The 24882-nt window shown below is 39.0% G+C and carries 17 protein-coding genes and 1 rRNA gene; 7 read left to right on the top strand and 11 right to left on the bottom strand.

The window, feature by feature from the left end; all coding sequences use genetic code 11:
• Window positions 1–156: ribosomal RNA gene (locus tag RMZ41_RS23550) — 16S ribosomal RNA — on the bottom strand; the annotation flags it as partial.
• A gap of 313 nt (window positions 157–469) precedes the next feature.
• Between RMZ41_RS23550 and nadC the strand changes: the two genes are divergently transcribed.
• On the top strand, window positions 470–1336 hold the full coding sequence (gene nadC, locus RMZ41_RS23545; RefSeq protein WP_322643056.1) for a carboxylating nicotinate-nucleotide diphosphorylase: 867 nt from the start codon (window positions 470–472) through the stop codon (window positions 1334–1336).
• Window positions 1337–1847: 511 nt separating this feature from the next.
• Here nadC and RMZ41_RS23540 read toward each other — a convergent pair.
• The 6 genes from RMZ41_RS23540 to RMZ41_RS23515 form a co-directional block, all read right to left on the bottom strand.
• The gene (locus RMZ41_RS23540; RefSeq protein ID WP_322643055.1) at window positions 1848–4547 is read right to left on the bottom strand and encodes a PAS domain S-box protein; all 2700 of its coding nucleotides are present in this window, start codon (window positions 4545–4547) and stop codon (window positions 1848–1850) included.
• A 547-nt stretch (window positions 4548–5094) separates the two neighbouring features.
• Window positions 5095–6270 (bottom strand): DNA double-strand break repair nuclease NurA, encoded by a 1176-nt coding sequence (locus RMZ41_RS23535; protein ID WP_322643054.1) that lies wholly within the window; start codon window positions 6268–6270, stop codon window positions 5095–5097.
• 280 nt (window positions 6271–6550) lie between these two features.
• Entirely contained in the window at window positions 6551–7336 is a 786-nt protein-coding gene (locus RMZ41_RS23530) for an HAD family hydrolase (RefSeq protein ID WP_322643053.1), read from the bottom strand.
• A 137-nt stretch (window positions 7337–7473) separates the two neighbouring features.
• Window positions 7474–8043, bottom strand: coding sequence for a Rieske 2Fe-2S domain-containing protein (locus RMZ41_RS23525; RefSeq protein WP_322643052.1), 570 nt, complete (start codon window positions 8041–8043; stop codon window positions 7474–7476).
• Between the two features lie 55 nt (window positions 8044–8098).
• Window positions 8099–8950, bottom strand: a complete 852-nt coding sequence (locus RMZ41_RS23520; RefSeq protein ID WP_322643051.1) for a metal ABC transporter permease — start codon at window positions 8948–8950, stop codon at window positions 8099–8101.
• A gap of 52 nt (window positions 8951–9002) precedes the next feature.
• Window positions 9003–9827: a metal ABC transporter ATP-binding protein gene (locus tag RMZ41_RS23515; RefSeq protein ID WP_322643050.1), complete on the bottom strand. Its 825-nt coding sequence runs from the start codon at window positions 9825–9827 to the stop codon at window positions 9003–9005.
• An 89-nt stretch (window positions 9828–9916) separates the two neighbouring features.
• Between RMZ41_RS23515 and RMZ41_RS23510 the strand changes: the two genes are divergently transcribed.
• The 6 genes from RMZ41_RS23510 (at window position 9917) to RMZ41_RS23485 (ending at window position 15285) form a co-directional block, all read left to right on the top strand.
• The gene (locus RMZ41_RS23510) at window positions 9917–10933 is read left to right on the top strand and encodes a metal ABC transporter substrate-binding protein (protein ID WP_409875831.1); all 1017 of its coding nucleotides are present in this window, start codon (window positions 9917–9919) and stop codon (window positions 10931–10933) included.
• A gap of 129 nt (window positions 10934–11062) precedes the next feature.
• Window positions 11063–11398 (top strand): hypothetical protein, encoded by a 336-nt coding sequence (locus RMZ41_RS23505; protein WP_322643049.1) that lies wholly within the window; start codon window positions 11063–11065, stop codon window positions 11396–11398.
• Window positions 11399–11515: 117 nt separating this feature from the next.
• Window positions 11516–12259 (top strand): hypothetical protein, encoded by a 744-nt coding sequence (locus tag RMZ41_RS23500; protein WP_322643048.1) that lies wholly within the window; start codon window positions 11516–11518, stop codon window positions 12257–12259.
• A 204-nt stretch (window positions 12260–12463) separates the two neighbouring features.
• Window positions 12464–12769: a prolyl oligopeptidase family serine peptidase gene (locus RMZ41_RS23495; protein ID WP_409875836.1), complete on the top strand. Its 306-nt coding sequence runs from the start codon at window positions 12464–12466 to the stop codon at window positions 12767–12769.
• A 262-nt stretch (window positions 12770–13031) separates the two neighbouring features.
• Window positions 13032–14888 (top strand): substrate-binding domain-containing protein, encoded by a 1857-nt coding sequence (locus RMZ41_RS23490; RefSeq protein ID WP_322643046.1) that lies wholly within the window; start codon window positions 13032–13034, stop codon window positions 14886–14888.
• Window positions 14889–15093: 205 nt separating this feature from the next.
• Window positions 15094–15285 (top strand): hypothetical protein, encoded by a 192-nt coding sequence (locus RMZ41_RS23485; protein ID WP_322643045.1) that lies wholly within the window; start codon window positions 15094–15096, stop codon window positions 15283–15285.
• On the opposite strand, the gene RMZ41_RS23480 is transcribed toward RMZ41_RS23485, so the two are convergent.
• From RMZ41_RS23480 to RMZ41_RS23465, 4 genes are all read right to left on the bottom strand, one after another.
• Window positions 15259–15960 carry a Uma2 family endonuclease gene (locus RMZ41_RS23480; protein WP_322643044.1) on the bottom strand — a complete coding sequence of 234 codons (702 nt, stop codon included), beginning with the start codon at window positions 15958–15960 and terminating at the stop codon, window positions 15259–15261. The two genes, RMZ41_RS23485 and RMZ41_RS23480, sit on opposite strands and share 27 nt — an antisense overlap.
• A gap of 36 nt (window positions 15961–15996) precedes the next feature.
• On the bottom strand, window positions 15997–16635 hold the full coding sequence (locus RMZ41_RS23475; protein ID WP_322643043.1) for a Uma2 family endonuclease: 639 nt from the start codon (window positions 16633–16635) through the stop codon (window positions 15997–15999).
• Between the two features lie 136 nt (window positions 16636–16771).
• Window positions 16772–18661: an ATP-binding protein gene (locus RMZ41_RS23470; protein WP_322643042.1), complete on the bottom strand. Its 1890-nt coding sequence runs from the start codon at window positions 18659–18661 to the stop codon at window positions 16772–16774.
• A 109-nt stretch (window positions 18662–18770) separates the two neighbouring features.
• A complete protein-coding gene (locus RMZ41_RS23465; protein ID WP_322643041.1) occupies window positions 18771–24677 on the bottom strand; it encodes an AAA family ATPase in 5907 nt (1968 codons plus the stop codon).
• Between the last annotated feature and the right edge of the window lie 205 nt (window positions 24678–24882).

Here is a 24882-nt window from a genome sequence, read left to right as displayed (position 1 = left end):
TATTAGCCACCGTTTCCAGTGGTTGTCCCAGACCTAGAGCCAGATTCTCACGCGTTACTCACCCGTCCGCCACTGTGCCCGAAAGCACCGTTCGACTTGCATGTGTTAAGCATACCGCCAGCGTTCATCCTGAGCCAGGATCAAACTCTCCGTTTTGAAGCGTTTGTTAGCTCAATACATTTAGCTGCTCTTTTTTAACTTCAGCTTAGTTATCTTTATTTTCTTGACGCAACACACTTGCTGTATTATTGCTTTCAAACTATAATATTTTCAAGGTTCGGTGTCCTTAAAAGCGTTGCTCTTTCGCGCTCCGCTTCAAGCACTTATTCAATATAACGAACCTAATTCATCCTGTCAACTATTTTTCCAAAAATCTTTTGGGACTCTTTTTCTATCACTATCAAAGCCTTTGAGAGCAAGAGTTTAAGGCTATAGTATTTCTGGAAGTCGTAAAGGAAACAATAAATTTGTGAGCAGTTCTGGTGTTTTACCGCCTTGGCTGGTTTTAGATCCTCTTTTGCATGGCTGGTTGTTGGAGGATATTGGTAGGGGCGATCGCACAACAAATACGCTACTGGTAGAAGATGTGACGCTAGGCTCGGCTAAATGGATAGCTAAAGCTTCAGGGATAATTGCTGGCTTACCAGTCGCAGCTAGGGTATTTAAGATTTTGAATGAAAAAGTAAGCTTTGTGCCGATTGCAGCTGAAGGTGTATGGTGTGACCCAGGACAAGCGGTAGCTGAAATTCACGGTTCGCTGGATGCGCTACTTATGGGGGAACGAGTTGCTCTCAATTTAGCTATGCGCTTGAGTGGAATTGCTACGTTAACTAATGTATATGTAGAGAAAATTGCTGATTTACCTGCTCAGTTGGTGGATACGCGTAAAACTACACCAGGGTTAAGGCTGTTGGAAAAGTACGCGACTGCTTTGGGTGGGGCAATTAATCACCGTATGGGATTGGATGATGCGGTGATGATTAAGGATAATCATATTGCGGCGGCTGGGGGAATTGGAGCAGCTGTTACCCGTATTCGTTCTCAGATACCTTATCCCTTGACAATAGAGGTAGAGACTGAAAGTTTAGAGCAGGTGAAAGAAGCTTTGCAGCACAAGGCTGACATTATTATGTTGGATAATATGCCTTTGGAGATGATGCGTCAGGCGGTGCAGTGGATTCGCCAGCAGGATAGTGAGGTAAAAATTGAAGCTTCAGGAAATGTGACTTTAGAGACAATTCGCTGTGTAGCAGAGACGGGTGTTGACTATATTTCTAGTAGTGCGCCAATTACCCAGTCAAAGTGGTTGGATTTGAGTATGAGGATTGTACTTTAGTTGAAGAACAATTCAGAAGTCAGAATTAATCAGTCGGGAATTCAGACCCGCGACTGATAGTGCAGCGTTAGCGAGTCCGTGATAGCGTAGCAGTAGAGAGGAACGAGCATCGCGTCTTGAAGACCACTAAATCTACGATTGGTAGGGGTGCAAAAACGCCGGTTATTCAGACGCTCGCGGACTCGCTAACGCTGTGCTATCCGCTTTTTCGGTCAAAGTTCATGTCTGTTTTATGACTCCTGACTACTGAATTCTGTTCGATAAATAAGCGAATTATTAATTATCCTACTGCAAAGTCAGTATGTGTTGCTTTTTTGGAGAATAAAATCAAAAATTACTAACTAAATCTAATCTATTTATACTAGTATTTTAAGTGCGAATTTAACATTTGCAAGAAAATCCAAGGTTTTAATAATCTTTATCGCATTTTACGAAATCTCTGATGAAGCGTATAGATAGGTATACGCCTACAAAGATTTTGGAAATGAAATAATTCAAGTGTTGTACTCAATTATGTTGAAATTGGAATTTCAATGCAGAATTCTGTACCTTTTCCTGGTTCTGATAAACAATTCAAATTTCCTCCATGTTTTTCTACTACAATTTGGTAGCTAATTGATAGCCCTAACCCTGTTCCTTTACCCACAGGTTTTGTGGTGAAAAATGGATCGAATAACCGTTTTCTCACGTCTTCTTCCATTCCTAATCCATTGTCAGCAATGCTGATGACAATAAATTTACTGTCTACAAGTTCAGTACTAATTATAATTTGCGGTTTATCACTTGTTTTTAACTTAACTATTGATTCTTCTAAAGCATCAATCGCATTAGTCAAAATATTCATAAACACTTGATTAAGCTGACCAGCATAACAATCAATTAACGGTAAATTACCATATTTTTTAATAATAGATATATCCAGCCCAATGCCGTTATTTTTCCAGCGATGGTGCAAAATTAATAGTGTATTGTCAATGCCTTCATGAATATCTACTAGTTTTTTATCTGCTTCATCATGACGGGAAAAGTTTCGCAATCCCAGAACGATTTCACGGATGCGATTAGTGCCCATGTTCATAGAAGCTATGAGTTGAGAAAGGTCATTAGTAATAAATTCTAAATCTATTTTTTCAGCAAATTCTTCAATTTCTATTGCGGGCTTAGGATAGTATTGATGATAAAGGTTTAATAAAGCTAGAATCTCTTGAAAGTATTCGTTAGCATAGGTTAAGTTGCCATGAATAAAATTAACTGGATTGTTGATTTCATGAGCAACTCCAGCAACTAATTGTCCTAAGCTGGACATTTTTTCATTCTGGATGAGTTGAGATTGAGTTTGCTGCAATTTATGCAAGGTTTCAGTGAGTTTTTCGGCTTGAGTTTGAGCAGCTAAAGTAGCAGAGCGACTTTTGGTATAGAGTTGTGCGTGATCGATAGCGATCGCTAGTTGATCGCAAACAGCTTGTAGCAGGTTAATTTCACTGTTAGTCCAAATGCGATGACCACTACAATGACTGCAAACAATTGCCCCAATTTCATTGGAATTACTCTTAACTGGTAGCAGTAGTTGAGAGGTAATGCCAAACTCAGTTAAAAGTTCTTGTATATCATAATCTAGATGTGATTTGCTGTTAATATCGTCAATGCAAATTAGCTCTTGAGAAAGAAGTTTTTTTGTTAAAGAAGCGCTTTTGTGTAATGGAATACTACCTAACATAGTGGGTAAGTTAGGATTTCGCGCTTCATAAGTAATAGTCAGGCTTGGCTGGGATGGGTGCGGTAAATAAGAAAGAAAGTAGCAACGATCGATTTTTAATAAGCTGCGAATTTCATTGACCGCAGTATCTAGTATCATATCTAGGTCAAGAGAACTGCGGATTTGACTAGCTAGACGCAGTAATAAGGCTTCCCGACGGCTGAGAAGTTCCTCTCGTGCCAAGATGCGGTCGATAGCTACAGCAATATTGTTAGCAATCCAATTTAATAGGTTATGAGTTGGTTCAGTAAATAATTGCTTGCTAAATAAAGCCATTATTCCAATTATCTGCTGCTCTACTATCAGAGGATAAGCAGAAAATCGAAGAATTGAGAACGTAGAATCGAGAAGGTTTTCTGAATTATTAATTGATAGTTCTTTGTTAAGAATAGGTTGATGATTTTGAGTCACTAAACTAATGATACTATTAGCTAAAACAATATGATTTGGGTAATCTTGGGTATCGCTCAAAGCACTACAAGTAACATCTGTACATTGAACACCAGCCTGCAATTGCAGCTGGTTTGTCTGTTTTTCAAATGTCCAGATACAAACAAAGGCTATATCAAGATATTGGGAAATAGTATTTGTACAGTTTTGCAGAATTTCTGGAAGTGTACCACTTTGAGATAAGGCTAAACTGACTTCTGCACTCAAAACAGACAAACGCGATCGCTCCAATAAAGCTAACTCTGAAAGCTTGCGTTGTGTAATATCTGTACGGATAGATACATACTGATAAGGCTTTCCATCTGGGTTTAACATTGGGGCAATCAAAGTATCCACCCAATAAAAAGTACCATCCTTGGCTTGATTTTTAATTTCCCCCTTCCATATTTTTCCTTGGGCAATAGTTTTCCATAAATTTGTAAAAAATTCTTTGGTATGGTGTCCAGAATTGATAATTCGATGATCTTGTCCTAAAAGTTCTTCTCTGGAATATTTAGAAATTTCACAAAATTGATCGTTAACATAGGTTATTCTTCCAGCTTTATCAGTGATAGCTACTAGTGAATGGGCGTTTAAGGCAAATTTAAAAGCTTCTAGTTCTCGGATAGACTCTTGTAACTCCATATCATTCTGTTTGTCAAGAGTGATATCACGAGCTACTGCATAAATCAATTCTTCTTTACTAAAACCAGTAGCATTCCATGACAGCCATTTATAAGAACCATCCCGACAAAGATAACGGTTCTCAAAACTGATTGCATCTACTGATTGTATAATTTGTTGGGCTGCTAGAATAGTAGATTCACGGTCTTCAGGGTGAACAAATTCGATAAAAGTTTTAGAAATAAGTTCCTGATTTGACCAACCTAACGTTGTTGTCCATTTTGGATTTAAATACTTAAAATAACCATCAAAGCTAGCAATACACAGTAAATCTATAGAAAGTGAGAAAAATCGAGAGTATTTTTCTTCTAATTGCTGTAACTCAGATTTAGCTAGTTTCATCAGTTTTTTAGGTGTTAAGCTTATTGAACAAATGCTAAATAAGTGAATAAATACGTTTTTCGCAGATTTAATAAGCGTCTGAATAGAATATTGTCGAGCTAAATATTACCTAAATTCTATTTCAATGAGGGCTGTTTAATATACGAAGAAATACGTAATCAACTTAATTTGTGAGGGGAAAATATAGCTTGCTTCGTCGTGGATAGACTAGCTCGGTATTGACTTAACCCTCTATTCAATATAGGTTTCCCTAAAAAAACTCTAAAATAAACATTGATATTTTAGATTTTAAATTAAGAAGTGTTACATAAATTAATTGTTATAGATTTAATCTATTCTCAGCCTTAAGCAGTAAATTAGTCATTTAAGGGTGTTTATTTTTTCAGAAAAAATAAAAGGATTCAGAGATTAAATTGAGGTTTTGCGAACTCAATATAACTAGGGATATTGGTGCTGGGTTTAGTTATTTAACCCAACTTCAAGATTAATCAAAATCTACAAAGCTAAAGTTTTTCAGAAAGACTTAATTTGCTTAAATTAGAAATTTCTAAGCAATACTCCCACGCTTTCTGGCTTCTTTATAGGAAGTGCCGACATTTTTTAAACCAGCTTTAATCATTTGTTGTTCGAGGAGAGCAAAGAAACGCGCTCTATCGCCACCTTTTACCACTGCTTGATTATGAGCTTCGGCGATCGCAACTGGGTAGCCATATCCTTTTTGAACTTGTGCTAGCATCAGTCCTAATGCTTGGTCTAACATGGTTGCATTCTCCCCTACCCATGCCGGAACTTCAATTCGAGCGATTTCAGTGCCAACGTGAACATAGCAAAAATAAATAATCTGATCGCCGTAGAGTTCGAGGATGGGGGAATTACTCCGCCAAAGAGTGCTGCGTTGTCCTGGTTTGAGTCGGGTTGCCCAAACAGAAGTATCTCGCAATTGTTCAAAAATTTTACAAGCTACTTTTTCTAGCTGATTTGGGCAATAAGTTTTACAGTCTGGTACTGGGTGAGGACAAGCCAATAAGCGTAAAAAGTTCATTGTTTCGATGCTGCGAGAGGCGCTGAGATAACCCATTAGAGGAATTTGAGCATCACGCATTTGCTGCCAAGCTTCCAGGATGGGAGGTAAAATGCGATCGCGTGCATCCATTGGTAATTGTTCTAAAAACCAGTAAATTAACGAACCATCTACCATCGCCAATGCTGGTGCTTCCCCTTTCGCTGCACATGCAAGTTCTGCCAAAACCGTTGCTTCTGAAGCAGTGCGGCGAAAACTCATCCATTCTTCAGTTCTGATTCCCCATTGGCGAGACATATATAAATCTTCTGAGCGGTAAAATACCTCTGGCAAACTATCAAGTATTGGATGGCGGTTTTGCCCGTAGTGTAAGACGACTCTGCCAATGTTTAGAAGATAACAGTAAGCAATTTCGTGATGGTTAGGGGCAATTTGGGAACCATCTGTAGCAATTACAGTATGAATTTTTGGTGGAACTGGGATATCGATGCAAGTTTCTAGCGGTTCAATTGGGGTAGCATTAGCAAAGAGAATGCGATCGCGCCATTTTTCCTGGCGATCGATTAAATCTTGTTGAGACTCATAAGCATTTTTTAGATGTTGTTGCGCCAATTCTAAACGCTGGCGACTGGCAGCAGCTTCTAAGGTAAGATGCTGGCTTAAGCCCTGCATTTGTCGTGCCAGTTTTGTTAAATCAAGCATAGAGGTAATTGATAAAGTTAGGAGACGCGATTAATCGCGTCTGTACAAAAGGTGGAAGTAGAGACGCGATTAATCGCGTCTGTTGTTCTAATTTATTATTTCTTTACATGTATTTAGAACTCTCGCTTCGTTGGCTTTCCGGCTTGGAATAAATTTAGAGGTTAATAAATAAAGTTACCTGAATAGAAATAAGTAAATAATTTTAGTCTACTTGAGTGGACTTGAACTATGAGCCAGAAACTTAAGTTCCTGGCTGGATATTGGTAAGCTCAAGAATATATTAAAACCAAGCAGAGAAATCTCTGGCAAACTGAGAAAGTGATAACAATTGAATTCGCGGGTCATTTTGGGCAGTTTCCCTTTCTGCTTGGGTATTATAACCCCAGTCTGCAAGGAATAGTTTCACCTCTTCAAGGTCTGCTTGCTGTTGGACTAACTGCAATGTCTTAAGTCTATCTTCAACAAACCAGAGACTAACTGGCTTGTTTTCTGCTTCTTGCTTTAATTCTCGCAAAATTTCATACTTCGGCCGCTTGACTTCTTTCCCATAAATTGCGTCTGTCGGTAAATTAACCCCTTCTTGTTGTAGTAACTGCTGTACAAAACGTCCTTCTTTAGTTGTCACAATGTATAGCTGAACTCCACTGTCAAGAGTTAATTTGAGCTTTTCTACTACACCCGGATAAAATCTATGCAGACTTAGCCAACCGTCTAAATCTGTGGTAATCCATTCATCACGTTGGTTATCTAGTTTCGTAGCAATTTCTCTTGCTTGTAACTTGTCATTTAACAAAAGTTTTGGGGCAATGCTTGACCATTCATGAAGAATTTTCTCATCAGGAATTCCATCTACTAACGCTTTGATTAAAACGGGCATTTCCCAACCCGTCTCAATTACAGGGCGTAAGCGATAGAATCTCAAAGCTAAATCATCTGCTGGTGTGTCGTTAGCTGGCGACCAAATTTCACAGTAGGTACGCCATGCTACCTCAAAATATTCAATTAGTCCGTCGCAAATCACTCCATCAAAATCCAGGGCTAAAATCGTGGGACTACTTGCGGTCATTGTTTTGAGGATGAAACTGCTGTTGTCAGCTTACCCGACAAATTTAAATTATGCAGTAATTTTTGTTAGTCTTTTAGAATTTCTAACTTGCTCAAAAAGTATGGTGGCATTGTCTAATCTAATTTGATATTGGTAGCTTACCGAGGATCTATAGCAGGTTTGTGAGCGACTAAACGAACTTGGTTTTGCTTGACTACAACAGTTATCAGTGGTAGCGAACGCTTTGCAGGCCCATGAACGACACGACCTTGAGAATCGGATTGAGATCCATGACAAGGACAAACAAAGTAATTCTTTTCAAGATCCCACTCAACTGTACATCCTAAATGGGTACAAGTTGGATTGATAGCGTACTCAGCAATCTTTGGCCCGTCTTGAATGATGAGATAATCAACGCTATTGTCTGGCAAGCCTTTTACAAGAATCGGAATTCCAGGCTTTGCAGTTGTTAATAATGCGTTAGTTTCAATTTTCTTGCCGTCTTTGTCTAGTGCCTCAGATCCGGGAAGATAATTTTCACAGCGCGAATTCTTTGGATAAAGGGAGCAAAGGGTTTCTAGGCTGATTTCACGACTTTGGCTGACTTTGGGAAATAAATATGCGCTCGCTACTGATGCGACAGTACCGCCTAGCGTGTAAGTTAAAAAATCCCGGCGCGTTTTTATCCTAGCTGGAATTTTACCATTAGTAGAATAATTTTCTCTCATGACCCGATATACCAATAAAGGTCTACTAATATACTACGGCGCGATCGCATGAAAATTATTCTTTGGTTTTAAGTTGTTTACTCGTAAAAATACCGTATTTAGGACTAAGTAGTAATGCCAGCAAAAATAATCCCGATACTACTAAAACGATCGCAGGCCCAGAGGGCAAGTTATAAAAGTAGCTGAGGTACATCCCACTAATACTGGAAATTACGCCAATTACTGCACCCAAAATCATCACTTGATTGAGACGCTTAACTAATAAATAAGCGGTGGCTCCTGGTGTAATTAAAAGTGATAATACTAAAATCACACCGACAGCTTTCATGCTGGCGACAATTGTCAAAGCTATTAGCAACATCAATCCAAAATTCAGCCGATTGACGGGCAAACCTGCGGCTTGAGCGCCTAAAGGGTCAAATGTGTAAAATAAAAGTTCTTTATATAATAAAAGAACAACTACTAAAACAATAATAGCAATGATCGCAGTGTCCCGCACTTCATAAATGGTAACACCGAGAATGTTGCCAAAAAGGAAGTGATTTAAGTCGATTTTATTATCTTTTTGAATAACAGTAATTAGGGTGATACCAAGGGCAAAGAATGCCGAAAAAACTATGCCCATTGCTGCATCTTCTTTAATTGGCGATCGCACTCTAATCCAGGCGATCGCCATTGTACTTAAAACCCCGGCAATAAACGCCCCAACATATATATTTGCTCCTACCATAAAAGCGATCGCTAGTCCAGGCAAAACTGAGTGACTAATGGCATCACCCAGCAAGGCTAGTCGCTGTACCATTAGGTAACTGCCGACAACTGCACACAACATCCCAACTAAAATGGCAATCACGAGCGATCGCTGCATAAAGCCGTATTGCAACGGCTCAATTAATGCTTGTAACATATTTTGTTATTTATCATTTGTCATTTGTCAATATTCCATACCCAATGACATTTTATGCAGCATCTGAAAAGTACATTACTTTACCGCTATAAGCACGATGCAGATTTTCTTCTGTGAGTACTTGTTGGCGTGAACCTGTGGCGATTAATTCACGGTTTAGTAATATTAAGTCGTCAAAGTGAGTGATTGATTCCCCTAAGTCGTGGTTGACTACTAGCACGATTTTGTTGTCAGCAGCAAGTTCATGGAAAACTTCAAAAATCACTGACTGGGTTTTTTGATCGATGCCTACTAGAGGTTCATCAAAGCAGAAGATTTCTGCTTGCTGTGTTAAAGCACGAGCTAAAAATACCCGTTGTTGTTGTCCTCCTGATAATTGTCCAATGGGGCGATCGCAATATTCGCTCATTCCAACTCTTTCTATGGCATTTTTTGCTACTTGACGACTGACTGCTGAGAAGCTACGCAACCAGCCTGTTTTCTTTACCCGTCCCATCATGACTACATCCCAGACTGTGGCGGGATAAGTCCAATCAATTTGGCTACGTTGTGGTACGTAGGCAACTTTCTCTAATTGTTGCATCAAGGGTTTGCCAAGGCATAGCACCGTACCACTACTGACGGGAACTAAACCTAACATTGCTTTCATCAGCGTACTTTTACCAGCACCGTTAGGGCCAAAAATACCCGTCAGTTTTCCTGGTTTGACAATACAGTTAACGTCTCTTAAAGCTTCTTGTGTCCGGTAGTATACCCCCAGATGGGCAATGCTAATTGCTGCTGTGGAACTCATATCAAATTTGATAGCTTTTGCAGGTACTTCCTCTGTTTTTGTCTGGGATAGACGAAATTTTGCCGGAAAAGAGACGTTTTTCATAACTAGGTTTCAATATTTATTTCTTGAGCTTACTATAAAAATGAGAGAAATATGAAAAAATTTATAATTAGATGTAATATCCAAGATAAATGAAACTAATACCACAGATAGACGGCGGTACTCCTTATGGCGAGGGAATAATCAGCAGGATAAAGGGAAAAATTATTTTCCGGTTTTGTTTGGGAATGCTTTTGCCTTTGGCTTTATTGAGTTGTACACAAAAAGACTCTAACCCCAACAGCACCAAGGGAGATAAGCCGCGAGTAGTTGCAACTAGCACTGTCATTGCTGATTTGACACAAGAGGTTGCAGGGGATGAGATTCAACTAAGTGGAATCCTCAAACCGGGTACAGATCCCCATGTTTACGAACCAGTACCAGCAGATAGTAGGGTTTTGGAAGAAGCTGACTTGATTTTATATAACGGCTACAATCTGGAACCGGGACTGATTAAATTAATGAATGCTTCTGGTGGGAAGGCGCGGAAGATCCCAGTGGGGGAAGTTGTCAAATCTTTGCAGCTTGATAAAGGTAAAGGCGAAGTAGTTCCAGATCCGCACGTTTGGGGTAGTGCAGAAAATGCGATCGCAATGACGAATGCGATCCGAGATGCGTTGATTGAGTTATCACCTGAAGATAAAGACAAATTTACTCAGAATGCATCGCAACTTACTAGTGAATTAAAACAGTTACATAGCTGGATTAATCAACAAATTCAAACTATCCCCGCAGATAAGCGCAAACTTGTGACAACCCATGATGCCTTCCAATATTATGGACGTGCTTATGGAATTGCGATCGCAGGTACTTTAATTGGCATTAGTACCGAAGAACAACCAAGCGCTCAAACAGTCCAGAGATTAGTTGAGTCCATTAAAAAGATCGGCGTTCCCGCAATTTTTTCTGAAACTACAATTAACCCAGCTTTAATTAAAACTGTTGCTCAAGAAGCAGGGGTGAAATTAGCACCAAATCAACTTTACTCTGATTCAATTGGTGCAAAGGGAAGCCCAGGAGATTCTTACATCAAAATGATGCAGGTGAATACCCGTAGTATTGTAGAAGCATTGGGGGGAGAATATACGCCATTTCAACTAAAGAAGTAAATTCATCAGAGTGAATCTCTAACCTAAGACGTGTTCTTGTGAAAGTCTCTCCAGAGAAAGAACTTTTTGTATCACCGATTTTTTAGAGTGTTATTAGTAGAGCTAGATTTTTCAATACCTGCAAAAGCCATGACTGATAAAACTCAAGAAAATCAAATTAATCAACCCGTAAGTGAAGATACACATCTACGCGAAGAACCGAATGTTAATGAAAGAAACTTAACAGCGAATCCGGGAGATAAAATTTCTGATAAGTCTGAATCTGTTGAAGAAAAAGCTCAACAAGTAGCTGTGGATGATGTACCAGACATTACAGGCGACAAAATCACAGTCCCGACTTACTTCGTTGTGGATGAACCCAACGGCGAAAAGAAAGCACTCCACCACGTTAAAGATGCTGAGGAGATTTCCGATGTAATCCGGGAAGCACGAGTTGACGAAAATGGAAATCGAGTTTGGTGGTAGTCATTCATTAAACAGATACGGGGACGCTGAGAGTTGGTTGTCTGCGTCCCCCTGTCGTCTTTTTTGATGGAGTTAGTCTATATTAATAACACATCTGTTTTCCCAGGATGAACGGTAATGGTAGATGTCACAAGTGACGCAGATTTGACATATTGGACTACAGCAGAAATAAAAAATCAAATTTTAGAACTTGTTAAAGATCGCAATCGAGAGCCGTTAAAAGCCAAAGTAGAATTTTATAAAAATGAATTAGCACCATATTTTGCAGAGTTGAGCCGACGTAATCCCTTTGATCGAGTTGTAGATCAAGTGGCGATCGTCATAGGAGTATGGATACCAATATGGTCAACTATACCTTTTCAAGATATTTTACCTGGTAGAATACACGAACAGTCTTACCAAATTTTTCATAATGATGGTTACTATGCAAATATTGCCCGTTATGCACCAGGACATCAATCTGGTTTTTGGCAAAAAATTGCATCAAAAATACCAGCTTATGACTTAATGCTGTTACAAAAATATTCAGTTCGAGATGAACAGTGGGATATTAAAAATGTTGGGATATTCCAGGCATTGAAAAATAGAGAAATCCCATTGACAATTGACGATGCAGATAAGTGGTTTACAACAACACTCGAATCTAAATTTAAGGGAAAGGAAGCAACACAAAATATAGATTTACAGCAAGAACTTAAATTAAAAGATATGGACAGAAATACTGTCAAAAAATTTGAGAAAGTTTATCTGGCTACTTCTTTTTTAGAGCATTTATATATAGATAATGATTTTCGGTTAGTTAAAAGTCAACGAGAAGCAACACAGCGGCCAAGTTATACAATAGCTGTTCGTAAACGTTAAACTAACAAAGTTATTTAATGTTATGCCGCCAGAATAAAGACAAATTATTTCTAGCGACAGCTATAATTACCTACTATTCTTACCAAATGGCGGCGATGTCTATGACGGGCTACGCCTGTGCAACAAAGGATAAGGTAATTTGCATCCTATCCTGTCGATCCAGATCGGGTTTACCTGATCGGCTTAAGTATGGGTGGTTACTGAATATGGCATTTAGCAATAGCACAGCCAAAACGATTTGCTGCGATCGCACCTATTTGTGGCGGTGGTAATCCAGCCCAAGCACGTAAGTTGAAAAATCTTCCTGTGTGGGCATTTCACGGAGCCAAGGATAATGTTGTTCCCTTAAGTGAGTCTGAAATCATGGTTTCTGCACTCAAAGCCCACGACGGGAATGTAAAATTTACAGTTTACCCAGAAGCTGAACACGACTCATGGACGCAGACATACAATAACCCAGAGTTCTATGAGTGGTTTTTGCAGCATTGGCGGCAGCAGGCTGCGGGTTAAAGATAGTTTTATCTGTATGTATAGTCTAAATAATCTCCACAACAGATTACAGCAATCGAGTTTTTAGCTTAATTCCCCAGATTCAAGCAAATGTGATTTCTGAGCAGAGCTTTAAATGTGCATATTTTTACTTAAACTTGATAAATTTCTGCAAAAATCTTAAAAGCTTTTCGGAATATCTACATAACAGATATTATGTCAATAGAGATATCACCTAAATACAATTAAGCGTAAACTGCTAAAAAACTTAAAAGGGTAACAAATGAGTTCTGAATCTAACGTCAAACTGACGATCGCTCTTTCTAATCCAGACTTAGATGCAGAGGAGCAAGAACGCGAAACACAGAATCTGCTGCGAGAGATCAAAGACTTAGATGTAGAAAGTCGCTCTAAACGCGAGGTAGTAATTCTTGATTGTTGTTTTAGTGGCGCGTTTGCTGAGGGTTGGTCTGCTAAATCTTCTAAAGATGATGGTTTTGTGGATGTGAGGAACCAATTGGGTGGTGAAGGACGAGCAGTTCTTACATCTTCGACATCAACACAATATTCTTTTGCACAACCAGGAGCAGATGTTTCAACTTACACCCGCTATGTAGTTGAGGGTCTGGAGACTGGAGCAGCAGACCGAGATCAAGATAGCTTCATCTCTGTTGATGAATTACATGAATACGCTAAAAGAAAAGTACAAGAAGCTGCTCCAGCAATGAAACCAGAAATATATGCTATCAGAGAAGGGTATAAAATCAAGCTTGCCAAAGCACCCATTGATGAGCCAAAGCTTCAATATGGTCGAGAAGTTGAATATTGGGTAAGAGACGGTGAGATTTCTAATATTGGTCGTACTGCTTTAAGTAAGCTACAAAAAAAGTTAGGGCTTCCACTCGATCAAGTCGTTGCTAAGGAGGCTGAGGTTTTAAAACCTTATCAAGATTACAAAGAAAATTTACAGGAATATCAAAAAGTATTTTTAAAAGAAACTAAGGGTAAATTTCCTGTTAATGAAAATACTCGTGACGAGTTGAAACGTCTTCAGCAAACTTTAGGACTTAGGGATGAAGATATAGCCCTAATTGAAGCTTCTCAAAAAAGAAGGTTCAATTTAACTCTTAAATCTATAGGAATGTTAAGTATAGGAGTTATTATTGGGGCTGTGGCAGGATGGTTTATTAAGCCAGATAAAAAATGTCCTCCTGTTATCCCACCTCCACCAATAAAAGTTATCAATCAATTTGTAGAAGTTCCTAATGTACCTGAAGGAACATTTAAATACGGCGGTAGTACTTCTTGGGCTTTTATCTACCCAAAGCTAGAATCAGAAATTAAAAAAGCTTATCCTCCGTTTAACATAAAAATAAGAAAAGATTTGGTATTGGGTTCTGGAATAGGTATTGAGAAGTTAATAGATGGTGGACAGGACGGACTGGATTTTGCTTTATCATCCCGTGATGTTTCCTCAGAAGAGGAATTCAAAGCTAAAAAAAAGCTTTTTACTCTTAAAGCAATTCCAGTTGTTAAAAGCGGTTTAGCAGTAGCTGTTAACCCCCAATTAGCGATCAACGCTCTGACTAAAGAACAATTAAGTAAAATCTTCAGTGGTAAGATTAACAACTGGAGACAGGCTGGCACTTTAGTAGATATCCCAATTAAGTTTTATGTACGTGGTGGTAATTCAACAAGCACTAACGATTTTAGAAAAAGTTTAGACATTATAGATTTTGGTGAAAATATTAATTATGTTAATTCAACTAGTGAAGGACTCCAAAAAATCACGAAAGAACCCGGAGGAATCTTTGTAGGCCCAATCTCAGATATAGTACCGCAGTGTGGAGTTAAGACTTTACCTATTGTTAACAAGGAGGGTAAAATTTTCTATCCATATCAACGACAAAACTTTGTGTCACCTGCTCAATGTCACCCTCGCAAGCGTAATAGAGTTAATATAGAAGCGATTTATAGTGTTGAATATCCATTACCTACTATTTTTTATGTAGTAGTTAAGCAAAATGGTCAAAGAGAACAGCAAGCTGGTCAAGCCTACGCTAATTTACTTTTGACAAAACAGGGACAAGAGATAATAAAAAGCCTTCAAGAAACTGGAAGCCTTGACGAAAATAATTAGGTGCTGATGCTTTTCTTTGCTGAATTTTTGTACAAAAGCTCTATTGCACAATTACCATTTCTGAGTTGGTGGTGCAACAGGAAAAATCAGTTAGAATCTGGCGCTCACAAAGCTGATTTTATATCAATCAAAGTTTAATAAAATACTGATAATAATACAGCATATTTCAGGTAAATGAAGTACACGGGTAGGGGCACAACATGTTGTGCCCCTACGATTATCTGTACTCACCAAGTTGCAATCTGCTGTAAATATCAATTTATGTCCATTCAACCTTAATTTAGCAGCTTTACTTAATAGCGATGCCTACGGCGGTAAACTAGGCACTTGCTTATTCTGGCATGTAAAAATAGCGATCGCATCTAGTCTCTCACAACATATCTGGATTTTCCCCTAATTCTCTTAATCTAGCCGCTAGACGAGCCACCTGTGCCGCCGCAGCTTCTTCTGGTAACAAAACCAAATTGCCAGCCACATCGTAAAACCGCAACCATACCGCCGTTTCTCTATCTATTGTTCCCTCATTCGTGCCCAACCAGAAACCTAAACGCTTAGACCATAGCCACCCGCGCTCATTTGGGGTCAAAGGCTGATATTGCTGATTATCATCTAAATGCCACCCCTGCAAAGAATTAGGGTCAAAAGGATCGTAGACAAAATAATCTGAGGTGCGAAAAGTTTGTTCGTAAAGGTTTTTCTTGATACCCTTGTCTATTGCTGCTGTAGATGGTGATATTAATTCTACAATTACATCAGGATAACGACCATTTTCTTCCCAAACTACCCAACCTTGTCTTGAGTTATTGCTGTCAACATTCAGCACTGCAAAGAAATCTGGGCCTCGGAAATCACGGTTCCGAACCTGGGTACTGCTGTAATAAATAAACATATTGCCCCCGGTAAAGAAATCATTGCGATCAGCCCAAGCTTGTTGCAATGACCGAATCAGGACATTCATAGCAATCCGGTGGCGATTTGATTCGAAGGGTTCACCATCATCAAAAATTAAATCTGTAGGTGGTATGGGGGGTTCCCAGTCCACAATGGCTGCTGGATTTATTTCAGTAGTCATGAGCGATCGCCTTTCTCAGAAAGCCTTAGATTTCTATCATAAATTATTCTTCACCCAATCTCTAAAATTACGCATAGCTTGACTTCTACCAATTGTTAAACACTGCTGAACATATTCATTCACTAATTCAATAATTGGGATATTAGGAAAATTAGGACTAGATTCAGATTTTATATATTTTCCTTCTCTTAACACAGAAATTTCTAAGTCTTGTTGTGTATGTCGCCAAAGTTCAGGAACTCCCAAAATTTCATAATTCTCAAATCGAGTTCGAGAAGTAATATCAATTTCGATTGCTAAATCTGGTGGCGGATCTATAGTTAAATCAATGCGATTTTTTCCAATGACAGCAGCTTGATTTTGAATATAAAAACTGGTATCTGGTTCTACTGCTTGCCGCATTCGCTCATTTTTAAGTGTCGTAGAACCGAAAGGTTCAAAATCAACTTCGAGGTTGTCTAATAAAATTCTTACTAACTCACCAATGTATTCTTTATCTTTTTCGTGTTCTGGTAAGGGAACCATAATTTCTAACCAGCCATAACTATAAGAAATCCGTGCAGCACGCCTTTCTCCCATTTCTTCTAAAATATTTTCTAACTGCTGCCAACTAATATCTTGGAGTAACATTTGTTGACCAGGTTTAACGATAATTTGTTGCAGTTTTAAAAGCATATCACCTCAGAGAGTTGATGTATTAGCTGTTACATACAGCAGATTAAATATAGAAGTCAACTTTCTTAAAGTATATCGCCTCTGAGTAATATGGTATAAATTATTTAAAAAATCACTATTATAATCGTTGGCTATTTTAATTTTTACTCTTTAAAGGAATACGAATAGTAAACTCTGTGCCATGTCCTAGAGTAGAATCAACTTCAATACTTCCTGCATGTTTTTCTACAACAATTTGATAAGCGATCGCCATTCCTAATCCGATTCCTTTACCCACAGGTTTCGTAGTAAACATATAGTCAAATACTCGTTGTTTGACCTCTTTTGACATACCAATTCCATTGTCATAAATCTGAATTATCACTTGTTTTTCATTAGCAAGTTCAGTATGAATGCAAATTTGTCCTTGATTCTTTACTAATGACTCTTCTATAGCATCGATCGAATTCGCTAAAATATTCATAAATACCTGATTGAGTTGCCCTGCATAGCATTCTACTAGGGGTAAATCACTGTACTTTTTAACGATCTGAATTTCTGGTTGATTAGGCGTGGCTGTCAGACGATGATTCAAAAGCATCAGAGTGTTGTCTAATCCCTCATTAATATCTACAAATTTCATATCTGCTTCATCAAGGCGCGAGAAATTTCGCAGCGACAGCACAATTTGACGAATGCGCTTGGTTCCCACTTGCATAGATGCCATTAGTTTGGGTAAATCTTCTGCCAGAAACTCAATATCAAGGTCTTGGATGCGATCGCTAATTTCTGGTGTAGGATTTGGGTAGGTTTGTTGATAAAGCTTGAGTAAATCAAGGATGCCTTCGCTGTACTCGCTGGCATGGTTGAGATTGGCATGGATAAAATTAGCAGGATTATTGATTTCGTGTGCCACCCCAGCAACCATTTGTCCCAGGCTAGACATTTTTTCGGTGTGGATGAGTTGAGCTTGGGTATTTTGCAATTCTTTCAAGGTTTTGCTGAGTTGTTGCGCCTGCTGGCTGGAAATCAAGGCGCGATCGCGGATTTGTTCATATAGTTGCACCTGTCGCCATGCACCGATTAACCCAACTACTAGCAATCCTCCCAAAACCGTAGCCAAAAGGTTCAATGCCTGCAATGGCGATTCAATATTTTCTTGTGGCACAACTAAAGCTACCGACCAATTTGCTTCTCTCAGAGGAGTATAAGCAATGTAGTTCCATTTTCCATCCAATTGAGCAAACTCAATGTTTGTGCGTTTAGCTACCATCTTTTGGGTAATTTCTGCTAACTTCCGATTGGGTGAATTCAAGAAACTCTCGGCGGCTTTTTCGGGTGTGCCGATTAGTTGCGTGTCAGGATGAGCGATGGGAACTCCTTGAGAATTCAGTGCAAAGGCATAGCTATCTTTGCCTTGATGTAAATCGCCGATCGCCTCAACTACCCGCTTGATCTCAATCCCTCCCATCAAAACACCCGATGGCTTTGTGCCTATTTTGCCGAGGATTGGTGAACTAATCTGAATCTGCAATTGATTACTTGTGCGACCAAGAATTGGATCGGCGGCTACTGTTTCACCTCTCATACTGCGCTGAAAAAATTCTCGATCTTTAACATTTGGACGACCTCCCTGAGTATTAATCAATGAACCATCTGGTGTACTCAGCGCCATGAGCAAAAATGTTTGCATCCGCTTCACTTCAGATTGTAAGTAAGGTTCTATCACAGACCAATCTAGCGATCGCACCACTGGAGAATTTGCCAAAGTCTTAATTTCTGTCTTCCGAATAGCTAACCAATTATCAATATCATTCTGACCTTGGTGGGTTTTTAATAATGCTTGTTCCTTGAGACTATCGAGCAATAACCCCTTAACAATTTTGTAACTGGCAATCGCCGTGGCGCTAATACTAATGGACAGAATCACCACAATTGATAGCAACACAAAATTGCGCGATCGCCATTTCAATGAATAGTTTTTTTTTGAAATTAACCCATATTTTCGGGAATTAATTTTTAACCAAATTTTGCGTAATTTAAGCATTACAACCTTATTTACTATAATTTAATATTTGAAACGCAAACATCAAGAGTACTGAGTACTTTATTCAGCACTCATTACTCACTACTCAGCACTCATTACTCATTACTCACTATTCTTGTTGAGTAGAAATTTGAATGACAAACTCTGTACCCCGTCCTACTTCTGAAGTGCAGGAGAGGGAACCGCCATGTGCTTCTACGACAATTTGCCGAGCGATCGCTAATCCTAATCCAGTGCCTTTTCCTACAGGCTTGGTAGTGAATAAATGGTCAAATACTCGTTCCTTGACCTCTGGCGACATCCCCACCCCGTTATCGGCAATTTTAATCAAGATATCCTTACCTGAGTCTGCTACACGGGTTTGAATAGTAATGCGATTAGGGTTGGCGAGAATGGCTTCTAAACTCCGCTCTGTATTGTATTGTTCAAGTGCATCAATGGCATTTGCTAACAAGTTCATAAACACCTGATTAAGTTGTCCAGCAAAGCATTCCACTAGGGGGAGTTTGCCATAATTCTTGACTATCTCGATTGCCGGACGGTTTTCGTTAGCTTTTAAACGATGTCTTAGAATCAAAATGCTGCTGTCAATGCCTTCGTGAATATCAAAGGGAACTTTATAATCTTTATCTGCCCTGGAAAAGGTTCGCAAACTAGTACTGATACTGCGGATACGCTGAACACCCAATTTCATTGAGTCGAGCAATTTAGGTAAATCTTCGCGTAAATAATTCAGGTCGATAGCATCAATTTCGTCTTGAATTTCTGAGCCAGGATTGGGAAACTTTTGTTGATAAAGATTAATGAGTACAAACAAATCTTTAACATAATCTTTAGCTGGTTCAATATTACCGGCAATGAAGCCAATCGGATTGTTAATTTCATGGGCAACACCTGCTACTAAATTCCCAAGAGCAGACATTTTTTCACTCTGCACCAATTGCAATTGCATAGTTTGGAGTTCTTGCAATGCTTGTTCTAATTGTTGTTTTTGTTGTTGCAGTAATTGTTGTGCTTGCTGCACTACGGTAATGTCTTCAGAAGTACCAAGAATGCCAAAAACGTTTCCTTCTCGATCTTTTAGGGGAATTTTATTTGTATTCGACCATTTTTGTTTTCCATCTGCTTGCTGCACGGTTTCGATAATGTTGAGTTCCGCTTCCCCAGACTCCATGATGCGGCGATCGCGTGCTGCAAAAAAATCTGATTGTTCGCTAGTCCAGTGAAGATCGTAGTCTCTTTTACCAATAACATTTTCTGGTACTCCTAGACCCCAAGTTTGAGTAAAGTTATGGTTACAGCCTAAATAAACACTATTGCGGTCTTTCCAGAAAACAGACTGGGGGATATTGTCGATAATTAACCGCAAGAATTGTTCGGTTTTTCCCAAGTTTTCTAGAGTATTTTGTGCTTGCTGATAAAGTCGAGCGTTTTCTAAGGAGATTGCAGCTTGAGTGCATAATAGATTGAGAATTTCGACGCGATCGCTGCTAAAGGCCCCAGTCATCAGATTGTTTTCTAAATACAAAATTCCTAATAGTTTGCCTTGATACAAAATCGGTGTACACAGCAAGCTTTTGGGTTGCTGGCGAATGATGTAGGGATCGGCTATCAACGCCGGATGCACTGTTACATCAACGATAACAGTAGGTTGCAGGCTGCGTTTGACGGCGTAAATTAAAGTATGGGGAACATCTGCACTCTCTTCCACAAAAATGGATTGTAATACCTTTGATTGCTGCCCAACTTGAGCAGTCGCCTCAATTACAAATCTATCTTCTTTAAGCAGTAATAAAGCACACTTATCTGCTCCAGCATTTTCAATTACTACTTGTAGTAGCTTTGTAAGTAATTTATCCAGTTCAATTTCACTGGAGAGAGTCTGAGAGGCTTTTAAAACTGTTGCCAAATCTAGCATTAATGATGTATTGCTGCTAGATGTTACTGATTTATTAATACTTGGGTGCAAGGTAGCAATACTGTCAATATTTGCGATCGTCTCATTGGGCGTGAGTAGCGATCGCCTCTGTTGTAAAATGGGGGCTAGCAGTTGTGGATAATGTTGTTCTAAATTATCGACTTTGGCTTTAGCGCCCCAGCGAGTGTAACAATAGTAAGCATTAATCAAATACTCTTGGGCAATACGTTCTTTACCCCATTCTAAATAAAATTTGGCTGCAAGTTCGTTGGCAAGAGCTTCTTCATTGATATATTCATTTTCTTTAGCCTTAGCAATGGCGCGATCGTATGATTCGATTGCATCCATATAATTGTTAGAAACTCTTGCCATTTCCGCAGACAACAAAAGATATCTATGTAGAAAGTTTTGTGGGCAATTATCTGCCCAGTTTTTCTGGATTTGTTGATGCTCTTGAATAATATCCCAATATTCTTTTTTCTTCTCTAATGTTGCATTGGGATAGAGTGCTACTAAACTAAGTGGGTAATAGAAATGATACTGAATAATTGGGAAAAAACCAGAGTTACAACCAAGAGTTTTCTCAGCTTCTTCTGCCGCTTGAATAGCATCTTCATAGCGACCATAAATATAAGATAATTGAATTTTGAGGAAAGAATACCAGTTAATTCCATGATCGAAGTTTTTTTTCTGCCTCCAAACTTCTATATATGGAATATCTTCGCCATTGCGATCGTCTAATAAATCGGTGTTTTTAGATATATCTTGCAGGTTTAATAAAAACTGCCTCTGTAAAGTAAATGCATACAGCATATTAGTATCATTTACCTGTTGGACGTAACTTAAATACTTCTCAGTTTCCGTGTAAACATCTGATAGGCGATCGCCCTTAATTAACATTGCCCAAATTAGAAACGAAACTGCCCAAACGCCAAACACCAAATTTCCAGTTTCTTGACAGACTTGGAATGATTTTTGAGAAAGTTGTAGATTCGTTTTTAAATGCTGATTATACGGATTAGTCGTGTGTGCAAAGATATTATTGGTCTTAAAAATAAATTGGGTACTATTGAAGTGACGATCGAGTTTTAGTGCTAATGTACCAAACTCGTAAGCAGTTCGATAGCTTCCTTGACTTGCCAGATTCATCCCATACAGGCAATAAGCAAAACCTGAGCTTTCTGCATTTCCATAACTCAACGATAAACCGATCATTAATAGAGGAGCTAAACAACTAAGGTTTTGATCTCCTGCCATATAAGCTGCTGCCCAAAGGTCAGCTAAAAGACCCATGCACACCTTCTTATCTGGATCTGTCATCTCAGGCAAATCGAATAAATCTGCTATGCAAACTTCTGCAAGTTTAGCTTTTAATTCTTTAACTTCATTTTCGATGGCAGTTTTCTGTTCTTCAGAACTAACAGGTAAATGCATCCCCATAATGCTTAAACCTTTCAAACCAGCTTCAATGCCAGCTTCGATATTTTCGCCCTGAGTCATTTTCAGGTACATCTGAATTCCATAAATATTCGCTTTTTCAAATTTATTTTTGCTATTATTTAAGGCAGTATTAAATAATGTCTCTGCTCGAATAAATTCGCCAGTCAGATACTCACACTCAGCAGATTCTCGATATAACTCAAATATGAGTTTATAATTACTTTCCCAAGTTTCCTCTATTAGCAATTCTCGTCCTAATGTGAAATACTTAACTGCTGCTTTATAAGCAGTAGAAGCTTTAGCTTTCTTTCCAGCAATTAAATTAAGTTGAGCCAGTTCTAACTTTTGAGATTGTTCATGGATGAGATCGATTCCCTCATTTAACTGATTAACAATATCAAATATGTTAGTTTCAATTACTTCCGGTAATGTATTCTTTAAAAGTAATTGCCCAATTTTTAAATGAGTAGCTTTTCTTTGAGATTCAGGAATTAGAGAATAGGCAGCCTGTTGAACGCGGTCATGGAGAAATTTGTAACCTGTCATTTGTCCTTGGTCATTTGTTTTTTGCAAATGACTAATGACCAATGACTCATCCTGATAAAATTTGTAAACTTCATTGATAGGAATAATCAACCCATCTTGCACAGCTTTCCAAAAGTCTGCGGCAGTTTCTAACTGTGATTTTTCGTAGACGATCGCTAATGCTGCTAAATCGAATTGGTTTCCTACACAAGCCGCTAATTTCAAAACTTCTTGAGCTTCTATTGACAACTTTTGGAGTTGAATTGCCATAAACTCTACGACATCATCAGTAAGAGCCATCGCTCGCACTTGAGCAATATCACATTCCCAATAACCACCGTCAAAATTAAATGTAATTAGTTGATCTTGATATAGCGCTTTGAGAAACTGAGTACTGAAGAAAGGATTACCTTTAGTTTTTGTCAATACCAACTCTGTCAACGGCGTGGCTAAGGCTAGAGAGCAACTCAATGTATCTGCAACCAAATGATTAACGGATATTCGATCGAGGGGAGCTAAGGTAATCGTATTGACTGTAGCGCCCAATTTATGAATCTCCGCCAAAGTCAGCATGAGCGGATGTACCGGGTTGACTTCGTTATCTCGATAAGCACCAATTAATAGCAGATAGCCAATGTTAACTTCACTTATTAACAAGTTTATTAACTTTAAAGAAGCAGAATCCGCCCATTGTAAATCATCAATAAAAATTACCAATGGATGTTCTAGTGCCGTGAAGACTTGAGTGAATTTTAAAAACAGCGAATTGAAGCGATTTTGTGCCGCACTCCCAGAGAGTTCTGGCGCTGGAGGCTGTTTACCAATTATACTTTCTAGTTCTGGAATCACCTCAATCATCACTTGTCCGTTCTCACCCAAAGCAGAGAGAATTTTGCGCTTCCACTGCTCAAATTGAGCGTCAGTTTCACTTAGGACTTGCTTGATTAAGTCTCGAAAGGCTTGTACAAAGGCAGAGAAAGGGATATCGCGCCCAAATTGGTCAAATTTGCCTTTAATGAAATAACCCCGTTGTCGCACAATTGGTTTGTGGACTTCGTTAACCACAGCAGTTTTGCCAATACCAGAGAAGCCTGCTACCAACATAATTTCACTGCTTCCCTGACTAACTCTCTCGAAGGCATCCAGTAAACTCTGAACTTCACCTTGGCGGCCATAAAGCTTTTCTGGGATGATAAAGCGATCGCAAATATCCCTCTCACCTAATTTAAAGGATTTAATCTCTCCAGTTTCCTGCAATTGAGATAAACATTTTTCTAAATCAAATTTCAGCCCTAATGCACTCTGATAACGATCTTCAGCATTTTTCGCCATCAATTTCATCACAATGTCACAAAGAACTTGGGGAATCTCTTCTTCCCCCCTGCCCCCAGCACAGACCTGCCCCCTACCTCCTAATTTTTCTGGAACCTTGGCAATATGACAGTGAACCAACTCCATCAGATCGTTTGACTTGAAGGGTAAGTCTCCAGCCAGCAATTCATAGAAGGTAACGCCGAGAGAATAGTAATCACTGCGATAGTCAATTCCGCGATTCATCCGCCCGGTTTGTTCCGGGGAAAGGTAGGCAAGAGTACCTTCTAAAACATTAGGGCTGTGAACTTCCTGGGTTTCTTTAGGTAAAAGAGAGGCAATGCTAAAGTCAATCAACTTGACTTGCTGAGTTTGTGGGTTAATCAGGATGTTGGCAGGCTTAATGTCTTTATGGATAACCCGATGGCGATAGAGTCCGTCAAGAATATTGCTCAGGGCGATCGCAATTTCCAAAAACTCTGTCAAACTATATTGCTTATCCCCGATTCTTTCGTTCATCCAATCTCTGAGGGAAATACCGCCAAAATCCTCCATTACCAAAGCATAGCTGTTGCCGTAAGGTTCCAGGCTGTAGGGATGGACAATACCAGGTAGGTCAATATTTTTAGCGATGGTGTACTGATTACGAAACAGCAGCAGATCGTTGAAACTGGGATACTCCTGCTGAAGCAGTTTGATTACAACCGGAAGTCGATCGGACTCTCGAATTGCACGATAAACTACGGTTCTAGAACCTGCATAAAGCTGTTCGCTAATTCGATAGTTCAAAAGCTTGTCCATTGGCTCAACTGCTGTATTCATACTTCATCAACTCTTGTTAAATCAGCTATTTAGTTAAAGTAGTTTGCCCAAAAATCAGCTTTTGCTAACTCAGTTTTCTTTTGTGCGTAGGCGTAGCCCGTCGTAGACATCGCATTCTATGTGTGTAATCTGCCTTTTGCTTTCCAGCAAAACTCCACCAATTTCCGGTAAAATCAAGTTCTGAGGATTGTGGAATTGGGAGAAA

It is taken from the genome of Nostoc sp. DedVER02, from assembly GCF_034530675.2.
In the GTDB taxonomy this organism is placed as follows: domain Bacteria; phylum Cyanobacteriota; class Cyanobacteriia; order Cyanobacteriales; family Nostocaceae; genus Nostoc.
This window is presented reverse-complemented; position numbering and strand designations above follow the sequence as displayed.

Bases quoted from the DNA above. Each gene is read 5' to 3' on its own strand.
- RMZ41_RS23540 (WP_322643055.1), bottom strand. From the start codon at position 4,547: ATGAAACTAGCTAAATCTGAGTTACAGCAATTAGAAGAAAAATACTCT.
- RMZ41_RS23535 (WP_322643054.1), bottom strand. From the start codon at position 6,270: ATGCTTGATTTAACAAAACTGGCACGACAAATGCAGGGCTTAAGCCAG.
- RMZ41_RS23530 (WP_322643053.1), bottom strand. From the start codon at position 7,336: ATGACCGCAAGTAGTCCCACGATTTTAGCCCTGGATTTTGATGGAGTG.
- RMZ41_RS23525 (WP_322643052.1), bottom strand. From the start codon at position 8,043: ATGAGAGAAAATTATTCTACTAATGGTAAAATTCCAGCTAGGATAAAA.
- RMZ41_RS23520 (WP_322643051.1), bottom strand. From the start codon at position 8,950: ATGTTACAAGCATTAATTGAGCCGTTGCAATACGGCTTTATGCAGCGA.
- RMZ41_RS23515 (WP_322643050.1), bottom strand. From the start codon at position 9,827: ATGAAAAACGTCTCTTTTCCGGCAAAATTTCGTCTATCCCAGACAAAA.
- RMZ41_RS23510 (WP_409875831.1), top strand. From the start codon at position 9,917: ATGAAACTAATACCACAGATAGACGGCGGTACTCCTTATGGCGAGGGA.
- RMZ41_RS23505 (WP_322643049.1), top strand. From the start codon at position 11,063: ATGACTGATAAAACTCAAGAAAATCAAATTAATCAACCCGTAAGTGAA.
- RMZ41_RS23500 (WP_322643048.1), top strand. From the start codon at position 11,516: ATGGTAGATGTCACAAGTGACGCAGATTTGACATATTGGACTACAGCA.
- RMZ41_RS23490 (WP_322643046.1), top strand. From the start codon at position 13,032: ATGAGTTCTGAATCTAACGTCAAACTGACGATCGCTCTTTCTAATCCA.
- RMZ41_RS23480 (WP_322643044.1), bottom strand. From the start codon at position 15,960: ATGACTACTGAAATAAATCCAGCAGCCATTGTGGACTGGGAACCCCCC.
- RMZ41_RS23475 (WP_322643043.1), bottom strand. From the start codon at position 16,635: ATGCTTTTAAAACTGCAACAAATTATCGTTAAACCTGGTCAACAAATG.
- RMZ41_RS23470 (WP_322643042.1), bottom strand. From the start codon at position 18,661: ATGCTTAAATTACGCAAAATTTGGTTAAAAATTAATTCCCGAAAATAT.
- RMZ41_RS23465 (WP_322643041.1), bottom strand. From the start codon at position 24,677: ATGAATACAGCAGTTGAGCCAATGGACAAGCTTTTGAACTATCGAATT.